This window comes from Paenibacillus kobensis NBRC 15729, from assembly GCF_004000825.1.
Taxonomy (GTDB): domain Bacteria; phylum Bacillota; class Bacilli; order Paenibacillales; family Paenibacillaceae; genus Paenibacillus_T; species Paenibacillus_T kobensis.
This window is the reverse complement of record NZ_BILZ01000057.1, coordinates 18,635-36,702: the sequence shown is the minus strand read 5'-3', so window position 1 is coordinate 36,702 and position 18,068 is coordinate 18,635. Positions and strand designations below refer to the sequence as shown.

Annotated in this window: 24 protein-coding genes; all 24 read left to right on the top strand. The window is 55.1% G+C overall.

Going from position 1 to position 18,068, the window contains the following annotated elements:
- The first annotated feature begins 174 nt into the window (after positions 1–174).
- The 24 genes from PKO01S_RS23650 (at position 175) to PKO01S_RS23545 (ending at position 18,041) form a co-directional block, all read left to right on the top strand.
- Entirely contained in the window at positions 175–1,398 is a 1,224-nt protein-coding gene (locus PKO01S_RS23650; protein WP_127533915.1) for a LolA family protein, read from the top strand.
- A 219-nt stretch (positions 1,399–1,617) separates the two neighbouring features.
- Positions 1,618–2,796: an alanine racemase gene (gene alr / locus PKO01S_RS23645; RefSeq protein WP_127533914.1), complete on the top strand. Its 1,179-nt coding sequence runs from the start codon at positions 1,618–1,620 to the stop codon at positions 2,794–2,796.
- 235 nt (positions 2,797–3,031) lie between these two features.
- The gene (locus tag PKO01S_RS23640) at positions 3,032–3,313 is read left to right on the top strand and encodes a CopG family ribbon-helix-helix protein (protein ID WP_006037458.1); all 282 of its coding nucleotides are present in this window, start codon (positions 3,032–3,034) and stop codon (positions 3,311–3,313) included.
- A 3-nt stretch (positions 3,314–3,316) separates the two neighbouring features.
- A complete protein-coding gene (locus PKO01S_RS23635; RefSeq protein ID WP_127533913.1) occupies positions 3,317–3,667 on the top strand; it encodes a type II toxin-antitoxin system PemK/MazF family toxin in 351 nt (116 codons plus the stop codon).
- Between the two features lie 165 nt (positions 3,668–3,832).
- Positions 3,833–5,017, top strand: coding sequence for a YhgE/Pip domain-containing protein (locus tag PKO01S_RS23630; RefSeq protein WP_127533912.1), 1,185 nt, complete (start codon positions 3,833–3,835; stop codon positions 5,015–5,017).
- Positions 5,018–5,120: 103 nt separating this feature from the next.
- Complete coding sequence (locus tag PKO01S_RS23625; protein WP_164779728.1) at positions 5,121–5,720, top strand: TetR family transcriptional regulator; 600 nt, start codon at positions 5,121–5,123, stop codon at positions 5,718–5,720.
- Between the two features lie 250 nt (positions 5,721–5,970).
- Positions 5,971–6,690, top strand: coding sequence for an SAF domain-containing protein (locus PKO01S_RS23620; RefSeq protein WP_127533910.1), 720 nt, complete (start codon positions 5,971–5,973; stop codon positions 6,688–6,690).
- Positions 6,687–7,532 carry a P-loop NTPase family protein gene (locus PKO01S_RS23615; RefSeq protein ID WP_127533909.1) on the top strand — a complete coding sequence of 282 codons (846 nt, stop codon included), beginning with the start codon at positions 6,687–6,689 and terminating at the stop codon, positions 7,530–7,532. The genes PKO01S_RS23620 and PKO01S_RS23615 overlap by 4 nt, the downstream gene beginning before the upstream one ends.
- A complete protein-coding gene (locus tag PKO01S_RS23610) occupies positions 7,529–8,995 on the top strand; it encodes an ATPase, T2SS/T4P/T4SS family (RefSeq protein WP_127533908.1) in 1,467 nt (488 codons plus the stop codon). The genes PKO01S_RS23615 and PKO01S_RS23610 overlap by 4 nt, the downstream gene beginning before the upstream one ends.
- Positions 8,992–9,939 carry a type II secretion system F family protein gene (locus PKO01S_RS23605; protein ID WP_127533907.1) on the top strand — a complete coding sequence of 316 codons (948 nt, stop codon included), beginning with the start codon at positions 8,992–8,994 and terminating at the stop codon, positions 9,937–9,939. The genes PKO01S_RS23610 and PKO01S_RS23605 overlap by 4 nt, the downstream gene beginning before the upstream one ends.
- A 14-nt stretch (positions 9,940–9,953) precedes the next feature.
- Positions 9,954–10,853: a hypothetical protein gene (locus PKO01S_RS23600; protein WP_127533906.1), complete on the top strand. Its 900-nt coding sequence runs from the start codon at positions 9,954–9,956 to the stop codon at positions 10,851–10,853.
- A gap of 61 nt (positions 10,854–10,914) precedes the next feature.
- A complete protein-coding gene (locus PKO01S_RS28930) occupies positions 10,915–11,064 on the top strand; it encodes a hypothetical protein (RefSeq protein WP_164779727.1) in 150 nt (49 codons plus the stop codon).
- A gap of 31 nt (positions 11,065–11,095) precedes the next feature.
- A complete protein-coding gene (locus tag PKO01S_RS28925; RefSeq protein WP_164779726.1) occupies positions 11,096–11,242 on the top strand; it encodes a hypothetical protein in 147 nt (48 codons plus the stop codon).
- Positions 11,243–11,336: 94 nt separating this feature from the next.
- Positions 11,337–11,762, top strand: a complete 426-nt coding sequence (locus PKO01S_RS23595) for a hypothetical protein (protein ID WP_127533905.1) — start codon at positions 11,337–11,339, stop codon at positions 11,760–11,762.
- Positions 11,763–11,789: 27 nt separating this feature from the next.
- The gene (locus PKO01S_RS23590) at positions 11,790–12,272 is read left to right on the top strand and encodes a hypothetical protein (protein WP_127533904.1); all 483 of its coding nucleotides are present in this window, start codon (positions 11,790–11,792) and stop codon (positions 12,270–12,272) included.
- 106 nt (positions 12,273–12,378) lie between these two features.
- The gene (locus PKO01S_RS23585; protein WP_246070701.1) at positions 12,379–13,647 is read left to right on the top strand and encodes a M24 family metallopeptidase; all 1,269 of its coding nucleotides are present in this window, start codon (positions 12,379–12,381) and stop codon (positions 13,645–13,647) included.
- Between the two features lie 267 nt (positions 13,648–13,914).
- Positions 13,915–14,175 (top strand): hypothetical protein, encoded by a 261-nt coding sequence (locus tag PKO01S_RS23580; protein ID WP_127533903.1) that lies wholly within the window; start codon positions 13,915–13,917, stop codon positions 14,173–14,175.
- 280 nt (positions 14,176–14,455) lie between these two features.
- Complete coding sequence (gene sigY, locus PKO01S_RS23575; protein ID WP_127533902.1) at positions 14,456–14,983, top strand: RNA polymerase sigma factor SigY; 528 nt, start codon at positions 14,456–14,458, stop codon at positions 14,981–14,983.
- Entirely contained in the window at positions 14,976–15,410 is a 435-nt protein-coding gene (locus PKO01S_RS23570) for a DUF5345 family protein (RefSeq protein ID WP_127533901.1), read from the top strand. The genes sigY and PKO01S_RS23570 overlap by 8 nt, the downstream gene beginning before the upstream one ends.
- Positions 15,398–15,628 carry a sigmaY antisigma factor component gene (locus PKO01S_RS23565; protein ID WP_127533900.1) on the top strand — a complete coding sequence of 77 codons (231 nt, stop codon included), beginning with the start codon at positions 15,398–15,400 and terminating at the stop codon, positions 15,626–15,628. Before PKO01S_RS23570 ends, PKO01S_RS23565 begins: the two co-directional genes overlap by 13 nt.
- An 11-nt stretch (positions 15,629–15,639) precedes the next feature.
- Positions 15,640–15,855 (top strand): PLDc N-terminal domain-containing protein, encoded by a 216-nt coding sequence (locus tag PKO01S_RS23560; protein WP_127533899.1) that lies wholly within the window; start codon positions 15,640–15,642, stop codon positions 15,853–15,855.
- Positions 15,852–16,808, top strand: coding sequence for an ABC transporter ATP-binding protein (locus PKO01S_RS23555; RefSeq protein ID WP_127533898.1), 957 nt, complete (start codon positions 15,852–15,854; stop codon positions 16,806–16,808). The genes PKO01S_RS23560 and PKO01S_RS23555 overlap by 4 nt, the downstream gene beginning before the upstream one ends.
- Complete coding sequence (locus tag PKO01S_RS23550) at positions 16,780–17,547, top strand: ABC transporter permease (RefSeq protein ID WP_127533897.1); 768 nt, start codon at positions 16,780–16,782, stop codon at positions 17,545–17,547. The genes PKO01S_RS23555 and PKO01S_RS23550 overlap by 29 nt, the downstream gene beginning before the upstream one ends.
- 113 nt (positions 17,548–17,660) lie before the next feature.
- The gene (locus PKO01S_RS23545) at positions 17,661–18,041 is read left to right on the top strand and encodes an ATPase (protein ID WP_127533896.1); all 381 of its coding nucleotides are present in this window, start codon (positions 17,661–17,663) and stop codon (positions 18,039–18,041) included.
- The last annotated feature ends 27 nt before the right edge of the window (positions 18,042–18,068 follow it).

Genomic DNA, 18,068 nt, shown 5'->3' with positions numbered 1-18,068 from the left:
GAGCACCAAAGCAGCGCCGAGCAGGCGGAAGCGAGCGATTTAGGTGTCGAAGAGCACCTAAGCAGCAGCTCGACCCATTATGGGGTCAAGCCGGAACTCGTCTGCATAATTGGCCAAGTCTGCACATAGACATGTTATCAGTTGTTCACACAATGTGCAGAGGGGTTGATCTTCATGCGTCGGATCGTTTGGATCACGGCCATTCTGATGTGCTTTACCATTGTTGCTAGTGCCTGCGGGACGAAAAATGCAGATTCGGTCGTCAAAGAATTGAACTCGGTCGCGAACAAGCTGGAAAGCTACCAGGCGAAAGGGACGATGACGCTCAACACAAGCCAACAGCCGCTGGAATACCAAGTTGAAGTATGGTACCAGAAAGATCACTATTACCGGATTGCGCTGACGAATGCGAAGAAAGATATCACCCAAATCGTGCTTCGCAACGATGACGGCGTATTCGTGCTCACTCCGAGATTGAACAAAGTGTTCCGCTTCCAAAGCGACTGGCCGGACAACCAAGGACAAGTGTACCTGTACCAAACGCTGCTCTCGAGCATCCTGCTCGACGAGTCGAGACAGTTCGCATCGGATAACGATTCCTACGTATTCGACGTCATGGCCAACTATCAGAACGGATCGCTCGCTAGACAAAAAATTTGGCTGAACAAAGACGACTTCGCGCCGAACAAAGTGGAAGTGTCGGATACGAACGCCTCCGTTATGGTGCAGGTGAAGTTCGACGAATTCAAATTCGATCCGAAGTTCGATAAGAGCGCCTTCGATACGCAAGCGAACTTGAATCCAGGCGGTGCGCCGGCTCCGTCGAATAACGCATCGTCCCAAGATCCGGCAACTGATCCGAACAAGACAGATAACAACCAACCAACGACCGGTTCGGAATCGACGGGTACGGGAGCCAAAGGCGAGAACAGCAATCCAGACAATAGCGGCACGCAAGAGGATAACAACTCGCAAGGCGATGCAACGGGCGATAAAGGCGTAACGGGCAGCGAGAATGAGCCGGATGCGGCGTCGGAAGATACAATCGTTCAGCCGATCGACTTCGAGATGATGGAGCCGTTGTGGTTCCCGACAGGAACATCGTTCAAGGATGCCAACGAGATTGTGTTCGGCGGCAACCCGGGCTACATGCTCCGGTACCAAGGCGATACCAACTTCACGATTATTCAGACGCAGCCGAAGGACAAAGAAGTGCTGTATTCGCCGGGCTTCATGATCGATCTGGGCTTCACTTGGGGCTCGCTGAGCGATGGTGAAGAGCAGCGGACACTGACTTGGACTTACGAAGGCAGCGAATTTAGACTGACGAGTGCGGATCTGACCGAGGATCAAATGGTCATGATCGCGCAGTCCGTGGACGCAAGCGCAACGAAGTAACCGCGGGAAGCGAGGCGGCTGCCGGTAAACCGCAGCCCGCCGCAGCCTCCGCATAAGAAGGAAGGACGAAGCAGCTCTTGCCGGAGCGGCTCTCGTCTTTCTTTTTTTTACCAGCAGGTTTCACGCCGGAAATGGCACGGGTTTCATTGACACTCCAAGCCTCAGCCATTAACATAGTTTCTATTGGGTTGTTACGGCATGAGGAGAAGGTGACGATTAGTGGAAGCATATTATCGGGCGACTCGGGCAGAGATTTCGTTGGATGCGCTTCGCCGCAATCTGACGGCTTTTCGTCAAGCGATTCCGGATTCAATGCTGCTTATGGCTTCGGTGAAAGCGAATGCATACGGCCATGGCGCCGTGCAGATCGCGCGGGAAGCGGAAGCGTTCGGCGTCGATTATATGGGAGTCGCGTTTCTGGACGAGGCGCTGGAGCTGCGCCGGCAAGGCATCAAGACACCGATACTTGTGCTTGGTTATGTCCCGTCCGAGGGGTTAGAGGCTGCGCGCGAGCATAACATTACGATCGCGTTGTTCCGCGACGATGTGCTCAATGCGGCTGCGCTGCTTCCGGACAACGGCAAGAAGCTGAAAGTTCATATTAAGATCGATTCCGGCATGGGACGTCTGGGCAAGCTGCCGGGCGGAGAAGCGGAACGGTTCATCGAACGCGCGCTGTCCGTCAAACAGGTGGAAGTCGAAGGATTGTTCACGCACTACTCCAAGGCAGATGAGCTGGACAAAACGTATACACAGAAGCAACACGAGCGGTTCTCGAGCGTAGTCGATTACGTTCGCAGCCACTCGCTGCCGATTTCGCTGTTCCACGCAGCGAATAGCGCAGCCGGCATCGATACGCCTGAATGGGGCTACGGCATGCTGCGGCTTGGCATCGGCATGTACGGTATATATCCGTCCGATTATGTGAACCGGCAGCGTATTGATTTGGAACCCGTCATGGCGCTGAAGACAGCCGTTGCGATGACGAAGACAGCACCTCCAGGATGGGGAATCAGCTACGGTGCGCGTTATGTGACAAGCAGCGAAGAATCGATTGGAACATTGCCTATCGGTTATGCGGACGGCTTCAGCCGGATGCTGAGCGGCAAGGCAGAAGCGCTGATCCGCGGCGTTCGCGTTCCTGTGCTTGGCAGCATTTGCATGGACCAATGCATGATCGGACTTCGGGCAGCGGAAGCAAACGGACAGCCGGTAGCAGCAGACGAGGAAGTCGTGCTGATCGGCACCCAAGGCGATGAGCGGATTACGGCAGATGATGTCGCATCTAAGCTGGGTACAATTCCCTACGAAGTCACGTGCATGATCGCATCACGCGTTCCTCGCGTCTATGTAAGGGCGGGACAGACGGTAGCAGTGGACAATCGGCTGCAAGGATAAAAATAACTGCGCGCTTTTTGCGGGATCAAGAAGGAAATTCGGGTTTTGCCTCGAATTTTATTGCGAACAGTATTGCACTTACGACGAACGGTATATGTTTTTGGATGTATGCGAATGCATGAAGAGCTGCTGCATATCGGTTCTATTCGTCTCATAAGTATGTGTAGTATAGCGGCAATCGTATTTTGACATAATGGTTATAAGGGTCTGGAAAAGTTTTGGAGGTGCGAGTTCGGTGGCCAATATGCAGAACACCAAGAGAATCATGATCAGCTTGCCGGATCAGTTGCTGGAGGAGGTCGACGGCATTGTTGCCAAAGAAAACTCCAACCGCAGTGAATTTATCCGTCAAGCTATGAAGCTGTATCTAGTGGAGCGAAAGAAGCGGCAAATCCGCGAGTCGATGCAGCGCGGGTATCTGGAGATGGCGAAGATCAACTTGAACATGGCCTCGGAAGCATTTCACGCGGAGGAAGATGCCGACCATACGCTCGGCCGTCTCGTAAGCGGGGTGTAAAGCTTGATCGTTAAACGCGGCGATGTATTTTTTGCGGACTTGTCACCCGTTGTCGGGTCTGAGCAAGGAGGCGTACGTCCTGTGCTCGTCATCCAGAATGATATCGGCAATCGATTCAGCCCGACTGTCATCGTGGCGGCCATTACGGCGCAGATTCAAAAAGCAAAGCTGCCTACGCACGTCGAGATTGAAGCGGAGCTGCACGGCTTCGATCGTGATTCTGTCGTGTTACTGGAACAGATTCGGACCATCGATAAGCAGCGTCTAACCGATAAAATTACGCATCTCGACGACGAGATGATGCGTAAGGTGGACGAAGCGCTCCAAATCAGCGTCGGATTAATCGATTTTTAAATCAAAATCTCCCTTCAGCGAATGACGATTCGCCGGAGGGAGATTTTTTTTATTTCCGCTTGTTGACAGGACGAAGCTTCGTCTGCTAATCTTTAAACAGTTGTTTAAAGCAAATGTTTTAATCGTTTGTTTAAGGACGAGAGACAAGAGGGAGTGGGTTATATTATGAAACAAGCAATTCTCGCTTTTCTGAAGCGGCCGACGACGATCGTCGGGATTATTACGGCACTTATGTTTCAAATCATTTTTTCTGTCGTATGGATGACCGGCTATGATGGCGTTACGGACCGGATCAACAAGCTGCATGTCGGGATCGTCAATGCCGACGGTCAGGCTGCGGCCGCAATCGCGACTAATTTGCAGCAATCCGTCCCGTTCCAGACTTCGGTCTACGATAATGAGCAGGCTGCACAAGATGCGCTGAATGAAAAGGATGTGCAGATGGTCATCGTGATTCCGGAAGGGTTCGCCGCGAACCTGCAAGCGCCGGATAAGCAGGCTTCGCTGCAGTTCACGATTAACGAAGCGAACGCGTCGATGATCAAGAGTGTCATGCAGAGCGCCGCAGAGCGGATCTCGGGCGAAGTGAACAAGCAGGCAATGGCTGGGGGGACGGAGGCGCTGCTGGCGAGCCTCAACATGCCGGCCGATCAAGCGAAGGCAGCAGCTGCTGCGCTGAGCGATAAAATCAAGGCGGACATCGTATCGGCTAACAAAGTCGACGGCATGAACAATCAGATGGTACCTATGATGCTGGTGCTGGCCTCTTATGTCGGAGCCATGATTATGGGGATGAACGTGGAGCAGTCGTCGATGTTCCTTAGCGCTCAGCTTAGCCGCTGGAAGAGATTCGGCGCGCGGGTCATCATCAATGCCGCTGCGGCGGTGTTCGTATCCGGAGTCGGCGTCATTCTGCTTGCGGCACTCGGCGGCCAAGCGGAACACGGCTTCCTGATGCTGTGGGCGTATCAAATACTGACCGTGCTCGTGTTCATGTTCGTCTCTCAAATGTTCTTGTTCCTCTTCGGCATGGCAGGCATGCTGTTCAACATTCTGACGCTGTCGCTTCAGCTCGTCACTTCCGGTGCGATGATGCCGCGCGAGCTGCTGCCAAGCTTCTATCATCATCTGGGCGATGTGTTCCCAGCCACCTATGCGGTGCAAGGGATGATGGATATTCTGTTCGGCGGCCCGGCTGCAGGACGTCCGGCATTGCAACTGGCGGCAATTGGAGCAGCGGCTCTTCTGATTAGCGCAGGTGCCGTCGCGGCCCGCAAAGACCGCAGCGCGGCGTCAGCGGTTGTTGCGGCGAATGCCCAGACGGCTGCGGTGTCGTCACACAAAGCTTAACGCTTATCCGGCTCGCTGCGGGCGCAAGATTATTGCGGCCGCAGTTGCCACGGGAGCGTCTGTCCTTCATAATACGATCATAAGTGTAGACACGGAGGCTGCGATGAAGGCAATAGATTCCGATATCAAACAACGTATACTGACAGCGGCGAAGTCGAGGTTCTCGAAGCAAGGATTCGACGGCACGACCGTTCGTCAAATTTGTGAGGATGCCGGCGTGAATGGGGCGCTGATTTCGTACTATTTTGGCGGAAAGGAAAATTTGTTCTACACCTTGTTCGAGACTTTTTTTCCGATTGAATCCTATGAAGAACTGGATAGAATGGCGGACAATCCCGTCGACGGCATCAAGCTTATCGTCCGTGAAGTGACGGCGTTCAAGATGCGCGAGCCGATGATGACGGACATTATTCAGCAGGAGATACTGCTTAACTCGCCCCGGCTATCGCGGATTCGTGATTATGCATCGCCGCCTTGGCAGAAGCTGCGGGAGTGGATTGTGCAGGGGATGGAGGAAGGCGTGTTCCGGCGCCAATCGGTCGATAACGCCTTAATGTCAGTGCTCGGAACGCTGCTGTATTACCGTAATTCATCGGTTTATTGGGAGCCGCTTCTTAAAGGAGACGGAGGCGGCCTCGAGCAGCTGATCGATGATTTGACGGTATTTGTATTAGGCGGCTTGATGAGAAATACGGAACACTGATAGAAATGGGTCAGAGCGAGCGGACACAGAGCGATAAATTATTTCGACATTTTCTTCAAAATCTAATGGACAAATGACAACGCTCTTGCTATTATATTGTCAAAACCTAGCATATCCGCGCAATCGGGTATTGCGGAATAGATGAACGGATGCGAAGAACGCATGCCATGGAGTACGTTAATGACGTACTACGGCTGCGTTCTTTTTTGCGTTTTTTCGTCATCTGCTTGAGAGAGGAGCCGGAGTCAGAATGAACAGGAAACGGAATGCGGCAGTCAGCATAACGGCGGCAGTGCTTGCCGGGGTGCTCGCGTACGGCCTATATGCCGTGCAGCTTCGCCAAGTGCAGAGCAAGGAAACGGTGCGCGTTGTCGTGCCTAAGCGCTACATCGCCGCCGGCGAGCGGATCGCGGCTGACGATTTGGCGTATGTGCAGCTAGCGAAGTCGGCTGTCAATGAGGAGATGCTGCTAAGCCCGTCCGATGCGGACGGCTGGGAGGCTGTCATGCCGCTCGGAGCGAACGAGCCGCTGCTGAAGTGGAAGCTTGACCGCTATCGTCTCATACCGGGACAAGCGGAGAATACGTTCCAGATTCCACGCGGTTATGTACTGTCCGTATCCAATGGGATTCGGGCCGGCGACAAGGTGACACTGTACGTCACTGGGGAGACGACAGCTTCCGTCAGGCTGTTCGATAAGCCAGTGACGGTTGCCTCCGTAAAGTCGTCGGCGAACATGGAGGTCGACGATACGGACAACCCGAACTTGCTGTCGCTTGCCGACAGCAACAAGGAGCAGATGTATGCCTCCAGACGGGACGCCAATGCGATGATCGATTATGTCAATCTTAATTTGACGGAAGAGCAGTGGCTTAGAATCGACGAGTTATGCAAGCGGGGCGGACGGCTCGTCATTGCATTCAGCCCGGAATCGTTCGATGCGGTCGGCAGAGAGGGTGAACGACCGTGAGCGAGCAACTGTATGCTCCGCTAATCACGTTCGTCGGCACGACGCCGAACATTGGCACGACGCTCGCCGCATTCGCGGCCGCGAGCCGGATCGCCGAGAGCAGCGATGCGACGGTGGGCTACTTGTGCCTCAACCTGAAGAGTGCGAAGCTGCAGCGTTATGTCGGCATCGACCGGCCGGCAACGGGGCTGGATACGATTAGGCCGGAGCTGCGCGACCGGTCGTTGGAGCCGGCCAAGCTGCTGCGGACGGCATACCCGATTCGGGAAATTCCGGGCTTGAATGTGCTGTTCGGCAATATGGAGCGGGACCAGGCGGAGTTCTATACTGCAGAAGATATCGAGTTTCTTCTGGAGACGGCCAGATGGACGTTCGACATCGTCGTGGCGGATGTCGGCGCATATTGGGACAACGCCGCAACCGTATGTGCGCTTCGCGAAGCTTCGACGCGCGTGCTGGTGACGACAGGCGCGCTTACTCATTTTCAAGAAGATTGGAACCGCTGGATCGGGCAAGTATCGCCGCTGTTCGGCGTTCCGTCAACGAGCTACGAGCTGCTCGTCATTCAAACCCCGTGGAAGAATGGAGGATTTCATGTGAAGGACATTTGCAAGGAGACCGGGCTGCCGCTGACCGGAGAGCTTCGGATGACGGAGCCGATGCTGCTGCAGCTGGATAACGGACGCTATGATCATTGGCTCCGGTCAGAAGAAGGGCGCAGCACGATGAAGCCTTCAGCGGAACTATGGATGCGGCAGTACGGCGTGAATAAGAAGCAGCCGAAGCTGGTTCAGCCCTGGTACCGCAAGCTGCTGGCACACCGCAATGGAGTAGGGTCATGAGCGGGGGCGGTCAAGAGCGGTTCTCTCCGGCTGTATACTCATCCCGGCTTCGAGTCGAGGCAATGCCTGTCGAAGAAGCAGCATTTCCAGCGGGCAAGGGACATGAGGCGGGCGAAAGCTTCACGAGGTTCGCGGATGAAATTCGTGCTTACCTGGCGGCGCCGCGCGGGATGAACGAAGAGGAGCGGCGGCAGTACGGCGAACGGCTGAACCGCGCGGTTCTTGGCTTTGCGAAGGAAAGGGAGCATGTGCTTGCTCTTATTAATGACTGGCTGATGCGTCACCGCATTCATGAGCTGCCGGAATACAGCCATCCATATGAGACGCTTGCGGAGGCTTTGTTCGCGGAAGTGATCGGGCTGAATGTGCTGGAGCTCGTGCTGGCAGAACGGAGCGGGTTAGAGGAAATACAGGTTGTCGGAACGCGAATTTACGAGGTTCGCGGCGGCAATCCGGTACTGTCCCGATACTCATTCAGTTCGGTTCGCGATGTCGAGCGGATTCAGCAAAATTTGGTGTTGTACAACAATGACCGGATTAATCCGCGCAAGCGCTGGGCGGAGGTCATGCTGCAGGACGGGTCGCGCGTTACGATGACCGGGTTTGGCTTTACAGCAGCTCCGACACTGACGATCCGGTTTTATACAGTGCAGGTGTTCCGGCTCGATGCGCTGTGCCGGCCGGGCTATGAGACGATGAACGCTTCGGTAAGGAGCTTGCTTCTGCAAGCGCTGCAGGCGAGATTCAATCTTGTTATTATCGGACCGACGAACTCGGGCAAGACGCATTTGATGAAGTCGCTTATTGCGGAGCTTCCGGATGAGGAGAGAATCGTGACGCTCGAGAACCGGTTCGAGATGATGATCCACCGAGACTTTCCTGGCAAGAATGCTGTCGAATATGAATTCGACGAGGACGACGCCGCGCACCGGTCCGCGCAAGCGTTCAAGCTGGCGCTCCGCCAGTCTCCGCAGCGTATCGTCCATGCCGAGATTCGTGATCAGGACGCGAACATTTATGTGCGTGCCTGCACCAGAGGACATGAAGGAAGCATGACGACCGTTCATGCGAATACGCTCGAGGACGTGCCGGAAGCGGTGAGCGATATGTGTATGCTGGACGGCCGATCGATGAATCCGGAACGGCTTGTGAAACGGATTGCGGAGTATGTGACACAGCTTGGCATCGAGATTCGCATCGTGAACGGCAAACGCCGGATATGCCGGATCGGGGAAATCGGCTGGAAGGACGGGAATGTGACCGTTACGGATTGGGTGCGCTACGATGAAGCTTCCGGCGATTGGCGGCATCACGAGCTGCCGTCGGCAAGGGCTTTCGAACGGTTCAGACGTTATGGGATCGAGCCAGACTGGCAGCCGGATCGGCAACCGGATGAGCGGGCGGGAAATGCGAGTGTGGGTACCGCCGCATCGAGCCGGCCGTCCGAGGCGGCGGGAGCATGAGCGGTACGATGCACATGGCTGTGATTGGACTGCTCGGAGCTGCGCTCTTCGCCGCACTTTATATGCTGCTGCGTTCGGTAATATCGTTGTGGCTCGAGCAGCACCGGCTGGCCGGAAGACTTCAATACCGGCAGAAGCAAGGCTTGGGCGGCATATTGGAGGAAAGGCTGAAACGGTTCGACAAGCTGTACGGCCATTTGTCCGACCTACTCGAATCAATGCAATCGCCATTCAATCCGTTATCGTTCGCCGGGTTCTCGCTAATGATCGGCACGGTTGGCTTGGCGGCTGGCGCGATGCTGTTCCAGAGCCCGAAGGGAACGCTCTTGCCGGGAGTGATAGGCCTGCTGCTGCCATATACGTTCGTCCGGACGGCGCTGCTTCAGCGCCAGCTGCAGACGAGAATCGACTTTTTGCCAGCGATCGAACTGTTCTATCAATGCTATCTCGTAACTGGTGAACGGAACATCCGGTTGGCGATGCAACGGACGATCGAGGAACGAAGACTGCCTAGCCAGATGCAGTCCGTATTCGATCAGCTGTACCGCAATCTGTCGGTGCGCGGTGATGACGAAGCGAGTCTTCGCGTATTCGCGGCCGCGCTCGGACATGTGTGGGGCGAGTATTTTGTCAATTTGCTTCGGGTAGCGTTAGCAGAAGGCAATCCGGTCAGCGACAGCTTGCGGGAGCTGCTGACGGATATGCGCCGTGCGCGGCGCGCGAACGAACAGGAGCGCAACAAGCTGCTTGAGATTCGGATTGCGAATTTTACGCCGGTACTGTTTCTGCTCTTGTTTATCGGGATCAATGCGCATTACAACCCGGAAGGAACGTATCGTTATTACTTGCTTGATCCGATGGGCCGCGATCTGGTGCTTAATGCGCTGGTCCTTATATTCGCCTCGTTCTTAATGGGAATCTGGTTGTCCCGAAGAAAAATGTAGCAAGGAGGACCGTTATGTTTTTAAGCGAATGGAGCGGCAGATTGGCGCTCGGCATAGGGGTGGCCATTCAATATATGCTGTTGTTCGCCGCCCTCTATGTGCTGCTTCGCCTGCTTCCGCAGAAGCGGCCAAGGTGGATTCATTTGAGCGGCCTGCGCTGGCAGGGCTCTACGATTTCGGACCGTTGGCTCCAGCGGCTTCGGCTGTCGCGCAAGGAGCCGTCCTTCATGGAGCGGGAAGCGTTGATTAGCGGCTGCGGCTTCGAGGGGGATGCTGCGGTCTATATTGCCGCCCGCCGCTTTGCGCTTGCGTTGCTGCCTGCACTATTTCTGCTCGGCAGTGCCGGATGGTATTACGCAGCGGGAAGTTGGCCGTCTGTCACGATCATCGCAGGGGTGGCAGCGCTGCTCATTGCATTGCGTTTCGATCTGCCGTGGTTGAAGTCGATTCATCGAATACGGTCGCAGCGGATTACGAAGGAAGTGTATGTGATCAGCAATCAACTGTTGTACTTCGCCGGTTCTAATTTGCACTTGCACACGAAGCTGTCGCGCTGCATTCCGTTCGCCAAAGTCGTTCAGAGCGATCTTCAGCGGCTGCTGGCGGAATGGTATCACGATTCGGAGGAGGCGCTGCGCAGATTCAAGCAGCGGCTCGGCACAGACGACGGAGCAAGCTTCGTCGAGACGCTCGATTCTCTCCGGCTTCACGAGAGCGGAGAGTTCTATACTCTTCTAAGACAGCGGATTCAAGACTATAAGGAGAAGCTGGAGATGGCGAAGGAGAGCCGCAAGGAGACGACTTCGTACTTCCTGTTCGTCATTGCGGGCATCCCGATCTTGTATACGTTCCAAGTTTTTATTTATCCCTGGGTGCGCGAAGGGCAAATGCTGTTCCAATCGCTCGGCGGATAAGGGGATTTGCTGTAACGTGCAGCCGTTAGGAATGTCGAGTACGTGAAGGAGGTGAAGCCGGATGCGCAACATTTTGATTACGGTCATGATGGTTGTTGTCGTTATCGTCATGTTCAATACGATTATTTCCAAGGATACGACGGGGACGAAGGATCAAATTTTAACGCAAGGAGCGTCTGCTAATACGAGCATCGGCGCTTTGAAGCCATAATCAACTCCGCATAAGGGAAGGAGCGGGTATCGTGAGATCGATGCTGATGACGGTGGTACTGCTCTTAACGGTCATAGTGATCTATACGCAGGTAACAGGAGGACCGGACGGCACGAAAGAGCAGCTCGGGCAAAGCGGAGAACACATTGGCAGCTCCATTCGCCGGATGAGCCCTTAGTCGTAGTATGGGGATTCACTGGGGAAAGGCCGGACGAAATGCGGGAGTGGCTTAAGTTGGACGATGAGGAAGCATGGACTAGGAGGGAATTGTTTTGCGGAGCATCTTAGTATTCGTATTGTTCGCAGGAATGCTGTGTTGGATGATGTTCTCGCCGATCTATAAGCATGTGCTCATCGTCCGGCAAGCAGCTCTGCAGCAGGAAGTAGATTATTTGCTTGAGGTTGGGGCTAACGGCAGCCACGGCTACATCGATACGGCGATGGTGGCGCAGTCCAAGCAGCGGCTTGCTGCTCTCGGACTGCGTCCGGAATCGCTTCGGTACGAAGTGTCCGCGACGGACGGCAGCACGGCGACGAACGCTGCGGCACCGCTTGTGCGCGGGACTGGATTGGCGCTGTCGATCAGTTATCCGTATGACGGGCTATTTACGATCGACCGGCTGATCGGCATAGAGCCGCCGCCGGCGGACGCCCGGATGCGCGCATACGGTTTGAAGATGAGCGAGTATGTACCGTAAGCAATAACGATTCGAGGTGGCGTAAAGGTGGAGAAGCTGCTGCTGTTCGTCTTGATGGCCGTTGTTTGGCTGACGGCACAAGTACAGCAAATCGATGAGGAGATGGCGATGAAGGCGCTGTTCGAAGGCAAGCATGCGGTGAACCGGGCGGCGCATGCGGCGGCCCAGCAATTGGACGGGCAGCGACTTGCGTATGGAGAAGTTCATATTGATCCGGGAGAAGCGATGGTCAGCGCGAAGCAGTATTTGAGAGCGAATCTGCAATTGGACGGCATGCTGAATCCAACGGCGGATTCCTTGTTCCGCGACCGGGTGGATATCGCATTATTCGAGGTCATTAATGAGGATCATACGTTTCCGTATACATACCGTAATGCGGCCTACAACTACGAGGTAACGCTGGAGCGGCCCGGCGTTATAATGATCATTCGACTGCAATATCCAAGAGCCTTTAACGTGCTGCAGCCGATCGAATGGTACGTGAAGGGAGCGGCGGAGCTCGTTTATTGACCCGTTTCAGGTGACAGCCTGGGGCGGTGACGACGTGGCTTGGACTGTTATTTTATTTCGTTATCTTCATTGAGGTAAGCTATAATTAGGGGGAACGTTTCAGGTGATGATGGAGGAATCGATCATGTTGCTGGATGGAATGATCCCTGCAGAAGAAATTAAGATGCGCATCGAACGTCTGCAGAAGCATATGGCAGACGATGGTGTTGACGCTGTTCTTATTACGCAAAATATCGGCATCTTGTATTGGTCCGGTACGATGCAGAGCGGGTACCTGCTCGTCCCGGCGAGCGGCGAGCCGACTTTATACGTCCGGCGCAGCGTGGAGCGGGCCGTCCGCGAATCGTCCGTCCGGACGGTGCCGCTCGGCTCGTTCAGCCGATTCGGCGCTACGCTCCGCCGCGATTATGCGGAGCTGTTCGGCGCGCAGCAGCCGCCTCGGATCGGCGCCGATCTCGATACGCTGCCTGCGGCGACCTTTCTGAAGCTCGCATCGTTCGTAGCGGAGGCATGTGGTGATTCAGAACTTCCCGATCGCGGCATCAGCCGCCTGACGGATGCGTCGCCGCTGCTTCGCCGCGTACGAATGGTGAAATCAGAGTGGGAGATTCAGCGGATCGAGCAGGCAGCCCTCGCGTTGGATGAGTCATTGACGGAGGCATTGCCGGAACTGCGTGAAGGGGTGTCCGAGCTGGAATGGATCGCGAAGATCGAGTACAGCCTCCGCCTCCGCGGCCACATCGGCTCGATGCGCCTTCGCGGCTATAACCAAGAGGTGCCGACCGGAATGGTTGGCTCAGGCGAAGCTGCCGCGGAGCCGACTTATTTCGACGGACCGGCAGGCGGACGAGGCCTCGGACCTCATTCGCCGCAAAGCGTCAGCCGCAAGCGGTTCGCCCGCGATGAACCGATTCTGCTTGACCTTGGCTGCTGCATTGACGGCTATGTTATCGATCAGACGCGTACAGCCGTCATTGGCGAATTGTCCCTTGAACTTCAAGCGGCCTACGCCGCAGCGGAACGAATTATTCGCGAGGCAGAGCGACTCATGATTGAAGGCGCCCGCTGCTCCGATATTTACGCCGCAGCCTTGCAATTGGCTTCTGATCTTGGATTGGCGGACCATTTCATGGGCTTCGGGGCCGATCAGGTACGGTTTCTCGGCCATGGCATCGGACTGGAGATCGACGAATGGCCGGTGCTCGCCGCGGGCTTCGATATTCCGCTGGAGCCTGGCATGGTACTGGCTGTGGAGCCGAAGTTCACGTTTCCTGGCGTCGGCGTCGTCGGTATCGAGAACAGCTACGTCATAACGGCCGGGGGGACTCCTCCCCGGGCGCTGACGCGAACGCGCGAAGCGGTCATCGTTAAGTAAGGGCACAAATCGATAGGATGGCGTGGACGTAAGGTAAGGTAAGGTAAGGACCTCGATTCCGCTCTTGGCGGAGATTGAGGTCCTTTTTTTCTATCGTCAGCGGTTCGAACTTCATCTAGCCATGCGGCTCGCAGATCTTGCTTTAGGGAGGGCCTGCGGTCATGTCCTCAAACGAATGGACGAGCGAAAAGATGGAAATTAAATGGGTGGGGTGGTAAAATTATAATGACCGATTACAATACCGGACATTGGCAAGGAGGGATCACTATGAGAAACGAAGCGGCTTATAATCCGTTCAACGATTCTTCGATTCATCTGACCGTCCCGCAGCAGCAGGTTCAATGGGTTAGGCCGGAAGGTTTCAATGACGTTATCAGGCATGGAGAGATCGTCAATGGTTCTCTTTTGCCGAAGGAATTGACTGCTTACCCGCGCCTAATTCGTAAGTTTATTCAATGGGGCATTATCGTCTACGTCGCTCAATTCGCCGCAGTGCTTGTCTATACGATGATCGAACATCTTTCATAACCAGTGCGATGACAGGAAGCGCCATGCCTTCAGTGCTCGATCTTATAGATCGAGCACTTTTTGCTGTTAGGACTCTCATGCCGGCACTGATCCTTAATAGAGTGGCTGATTGGGTATTATAGTAATGGATATTAGGGTTGACTCGGCGGTGACCGTTTGGATAAGTCAGAGAAATTATTATTTGAATGAGTGAACGAATCGCTTCGGCGGGACGTCAAACAATCATCGAAAGCAACGCTAGGCACAAAAAACTGAACAGAAATAAAGGGGCGGCATTAGCTTGGTCGATGATAAACAGCTTGAGGCCCGGGCGGTTAGGGGCGATCCGGAGGCTCTGGCTCAGTTGCTGAAACAGCATTACTCGCTGCTCCGCAAATATTCGTTGAAGCTGACACTGCATCCGGCACATGCGGACGATTTGACGCAGGATACGATGCTGCGGGCCATCGAGCGGATCGGGACGTATCAGTTGCGGGCGGCATTCTCTACCTGGCTGATCTCTATTGCCTCGCGGCTTTATTTGGACGGCATCCGCCGGCGTAAAAGGGAATCGCGCTGGCAAGCGGAGGAGCAGTCGCTTCATGCCATTCGATACCAGATGCGGAGCATCGGCATGGACTGGCCGGAAGCGCTCGATGCGTTGGGGAGACTGCAACCCGACGTAAGGGCGCCGATTGTGCTCAAGCATTATTATGGCTATTCGCAGGATGAAATTGCCGCAATGCTTGATATTCCGTCAGGCACGGTGAAATCACGTATTCATAATGGAATCAAACAAGTAAGAGAGGAGCTGAACGCCGATGCGTGACGAGCAGCCATCCAAAATCAAGAATGGCCGACAAGGGCGGCATCTCGCTTCTGATGAACATAAGCCTGCAGGTCTTTATATCGAAGCGCAGCAACATCCCCAGCTTGACGATGATGCGTGGTTCAAGGCGGAGCTCGGCAGCGCGTTGCGGCAACTGGACGACCTGTCGGATGACTATAAGGAGACTCCGTCGCTTAACAGTCTTCGTACGCTTGTTGTCGAGCATCGCGCTCACAGCAAGCAGAAGCTGTGGAAAGGACTCGCGATGCTGTGGGGCATAGGAATTGCCGGTTCCGGCCTCATGCTGGCCGCCTGGCTGTACGATGCGCGCTTGCTCCTTGCGGCGCAGGCGGGTATTTTGGTTTGCGCGCTGTTATTTGCGGCGTTCATCGCCATGAAGCGGGAGGGCGGCCGATGGACGAAATAATGGAGCTGCCGGTGTGGCTTCGCATTCTTATTCTTGTCGGCGTGCCGATTGTGAATTTGTCGCAAGCGACATGGCTTTATATCGATGGACGCAAGCGGACGAGATACTACTGGTTCTGGGCGTTATGGGGAATTGTACAGTCGCCGATGCCGTTCCTTGTCTATTGGCTGTTCGTACGGTGGAGACTCGGCAGAGTTAGGCAAAACCCTAATCCATAGGAGGTAATACGATGAATCAAACGGCAAATCTCGATTTCAGCAAGTTGGTTATGGTATTAGCGCCGCTGTTCTTTATTCAATTCATCCTGTTGGTCATCGCGCTTGTCATGCTAGTGCGTGCAGATGCGACGCGCGGTCCAAAGTGGATGTGGGCGCTGATCATTATTTTCATCAATATAATCGGTCCTGTCTTGTTCTTCGTCATCGGAAGAAGGGACCGCCGATGAACGAGTTGCTTTGTGTAACCGGGTTGAAACGGACGTTTGGAGCAAGAGCGGCAGTCGAGGGAATCGATATGTCCATAAAAGAGGGCCGATGCGTCGCGCTCCTAGGTCCGAATGGAGCCGGGAAGACGACGACGATCCGAATGCTGACCGGGCTGCTTCCGCCTACATCGGGTACGATTAAGTTTCGCGGGGAAGGGATGGAAGACGATTTCCGGCGTCATATCGGCTATCTCCCTCAGGCGCCTGTTTACTATGGCTGGATGAGCGGCCGCGAGCTGCTCGTGCATGCGGGCCGGTTATGCGGGCTTAGCGCTGCAGCAGCCGAGGCGCGCGCGGCGGAAATGCTTGAACGGGTAGGACTGTCCGATGCGGCACGTCGGCGCGTAGGCGGCTATTCCGGCGGGATGAAGCAGCGGCTCGGCATAGCGCAGGCGCTCGTTCACCGTCCGCGCCTTGTGATCATGGATGAGCCGGTATCCGCGCTGGATCCGATCGGACGGCGGGAGGTGTTGGCTCTGATGCGCGAGCTGAAGGAGGAGACGACCGTCCTGTTCTCTACTCATGTGCTTCATGATGCAGAATCGGTCTGCGACGATGTTATTATTATGGCTGACGGCCGCGTTGCGGCGGCAGGAGCGGTCGAGGAGCTGCGCAGCCGCTATCGCCAGCCGATTATCGAACTTCGCGTCGAAGAAGATGCACGTTCGGTCGCATGGGCCGACGAAATGGCGGATGGGCGCCGAAAGCTGCCGCACGTTGATAGCGCGGAGCATCGCGATGGAAGCCTTCGCTTTGCTGTCGACGATTTGGACGCGGCTCGGATTGCACTCATGCAGGAGCTTGTCCGGGAAGGCGTGAAGGCGGCGAGGCTGGAGGCGGGATTTTCGACGTTGGAGGACTTATTCTTGAAGGTGGTGGAGGGCCGTGGCAATCTGGCTCGTACTCGTTCGTAAAGAAGTGGTAGAAGCACTGCGCAGCATGAAGGCAGTGTGGCTGCCGCTCGTGTTTATTTTGCTGGGCGCCATGCAGCCTATAACGTCTTATTACATGCCGGAAATTTTGAAGCACGCCGGCAATATGCCGGAAGGGTCGATCATCCAGATCCCGGTGCCCTCCGCCGGCGAGGTGCTGGCGCAGACGTTGTCGCAATACGGGACGCTCGGCCTGCTGATCGTTGCGTTGGCGTTCATGGGGATGATATCAAGCGAGATCAACAGCGGTACTGCGTCATTCACGCTGGTTAAACCAGTGGGAAGAACGTCCTTCTTCCTGTCCAAATGGGCGGCAGCGCTTCTGCTGGTCTGGCTGTCATTCGCTGCAGGTTTCGGCGCTTCGTGGTATTACACCGTGCTCTTAATCGGAGCGCCCGATGCGGGAGCGGTCGTACAAGGATTCCTGCTGTATGGGTTATGGCTGTCATTCGTCGTAACGCTGACGCTGTTGTTCAGCAGCTTACTGAGGAGTCCCGCGGGCGCAGCCTTTGCTTCTCTCGGGACGGCGGCTGTGCTAGCGGTTGCTTCTTCGCTGTTCCCTCATGCCTGGCAGCCCGGCTTGCTTGCAGGAATCGCGGCGGAGGCTGTTCAAGCTGCAGCTAACCCGAAAGCGACCGCAGTCGTTATGATTACGGCCGCTGCCACCGCGCTTGCGGCAGTGCTCGCTTGCCTGTCTATGAAGCGAAAGGCCCTCCCTTAACTTTTTTAGCATTTCCATCCCGTTCCTATTGGACTTCCCTCTTAATTTCTAGTAGGATAGAATCACGAATCCAATCCAATCGGAGCTAGATACGGCGGGGAGAGGTAGAAGATATGCTGAAACTAGGAGAGAAAGTCATTATCGTTGACGATCGTTTCGAACAGAATTTGCCGATTGGCGAATACGGCTACATTATTGCCTATGATCGAAATGCTGACAACGTTTTTGAATATGTCGTGCGCGTGCCGAAGGCTGGCCGCAATTTTCTCGTAACGGGCGACGATGTCGAGCGTGAGGAAGTGCTTGTACGGCAAGAGGTGGAACGGATCGAGCGCGAGGCGCTGATCGATTATGCCCTGCAGACGCGCAACGAAGAGCTGTTCCGTCATATTATGAATGGCGGCGAGCAGGTGGAAGAAGAGGAAGAAGAGGCCCCGGAGACTCAAAGCCCTGAAGATTTTATGCGACAAATTCGGCTAAAAGCGTGGATTTAACGCGCAATGGATGGAATGGCAGCCCTT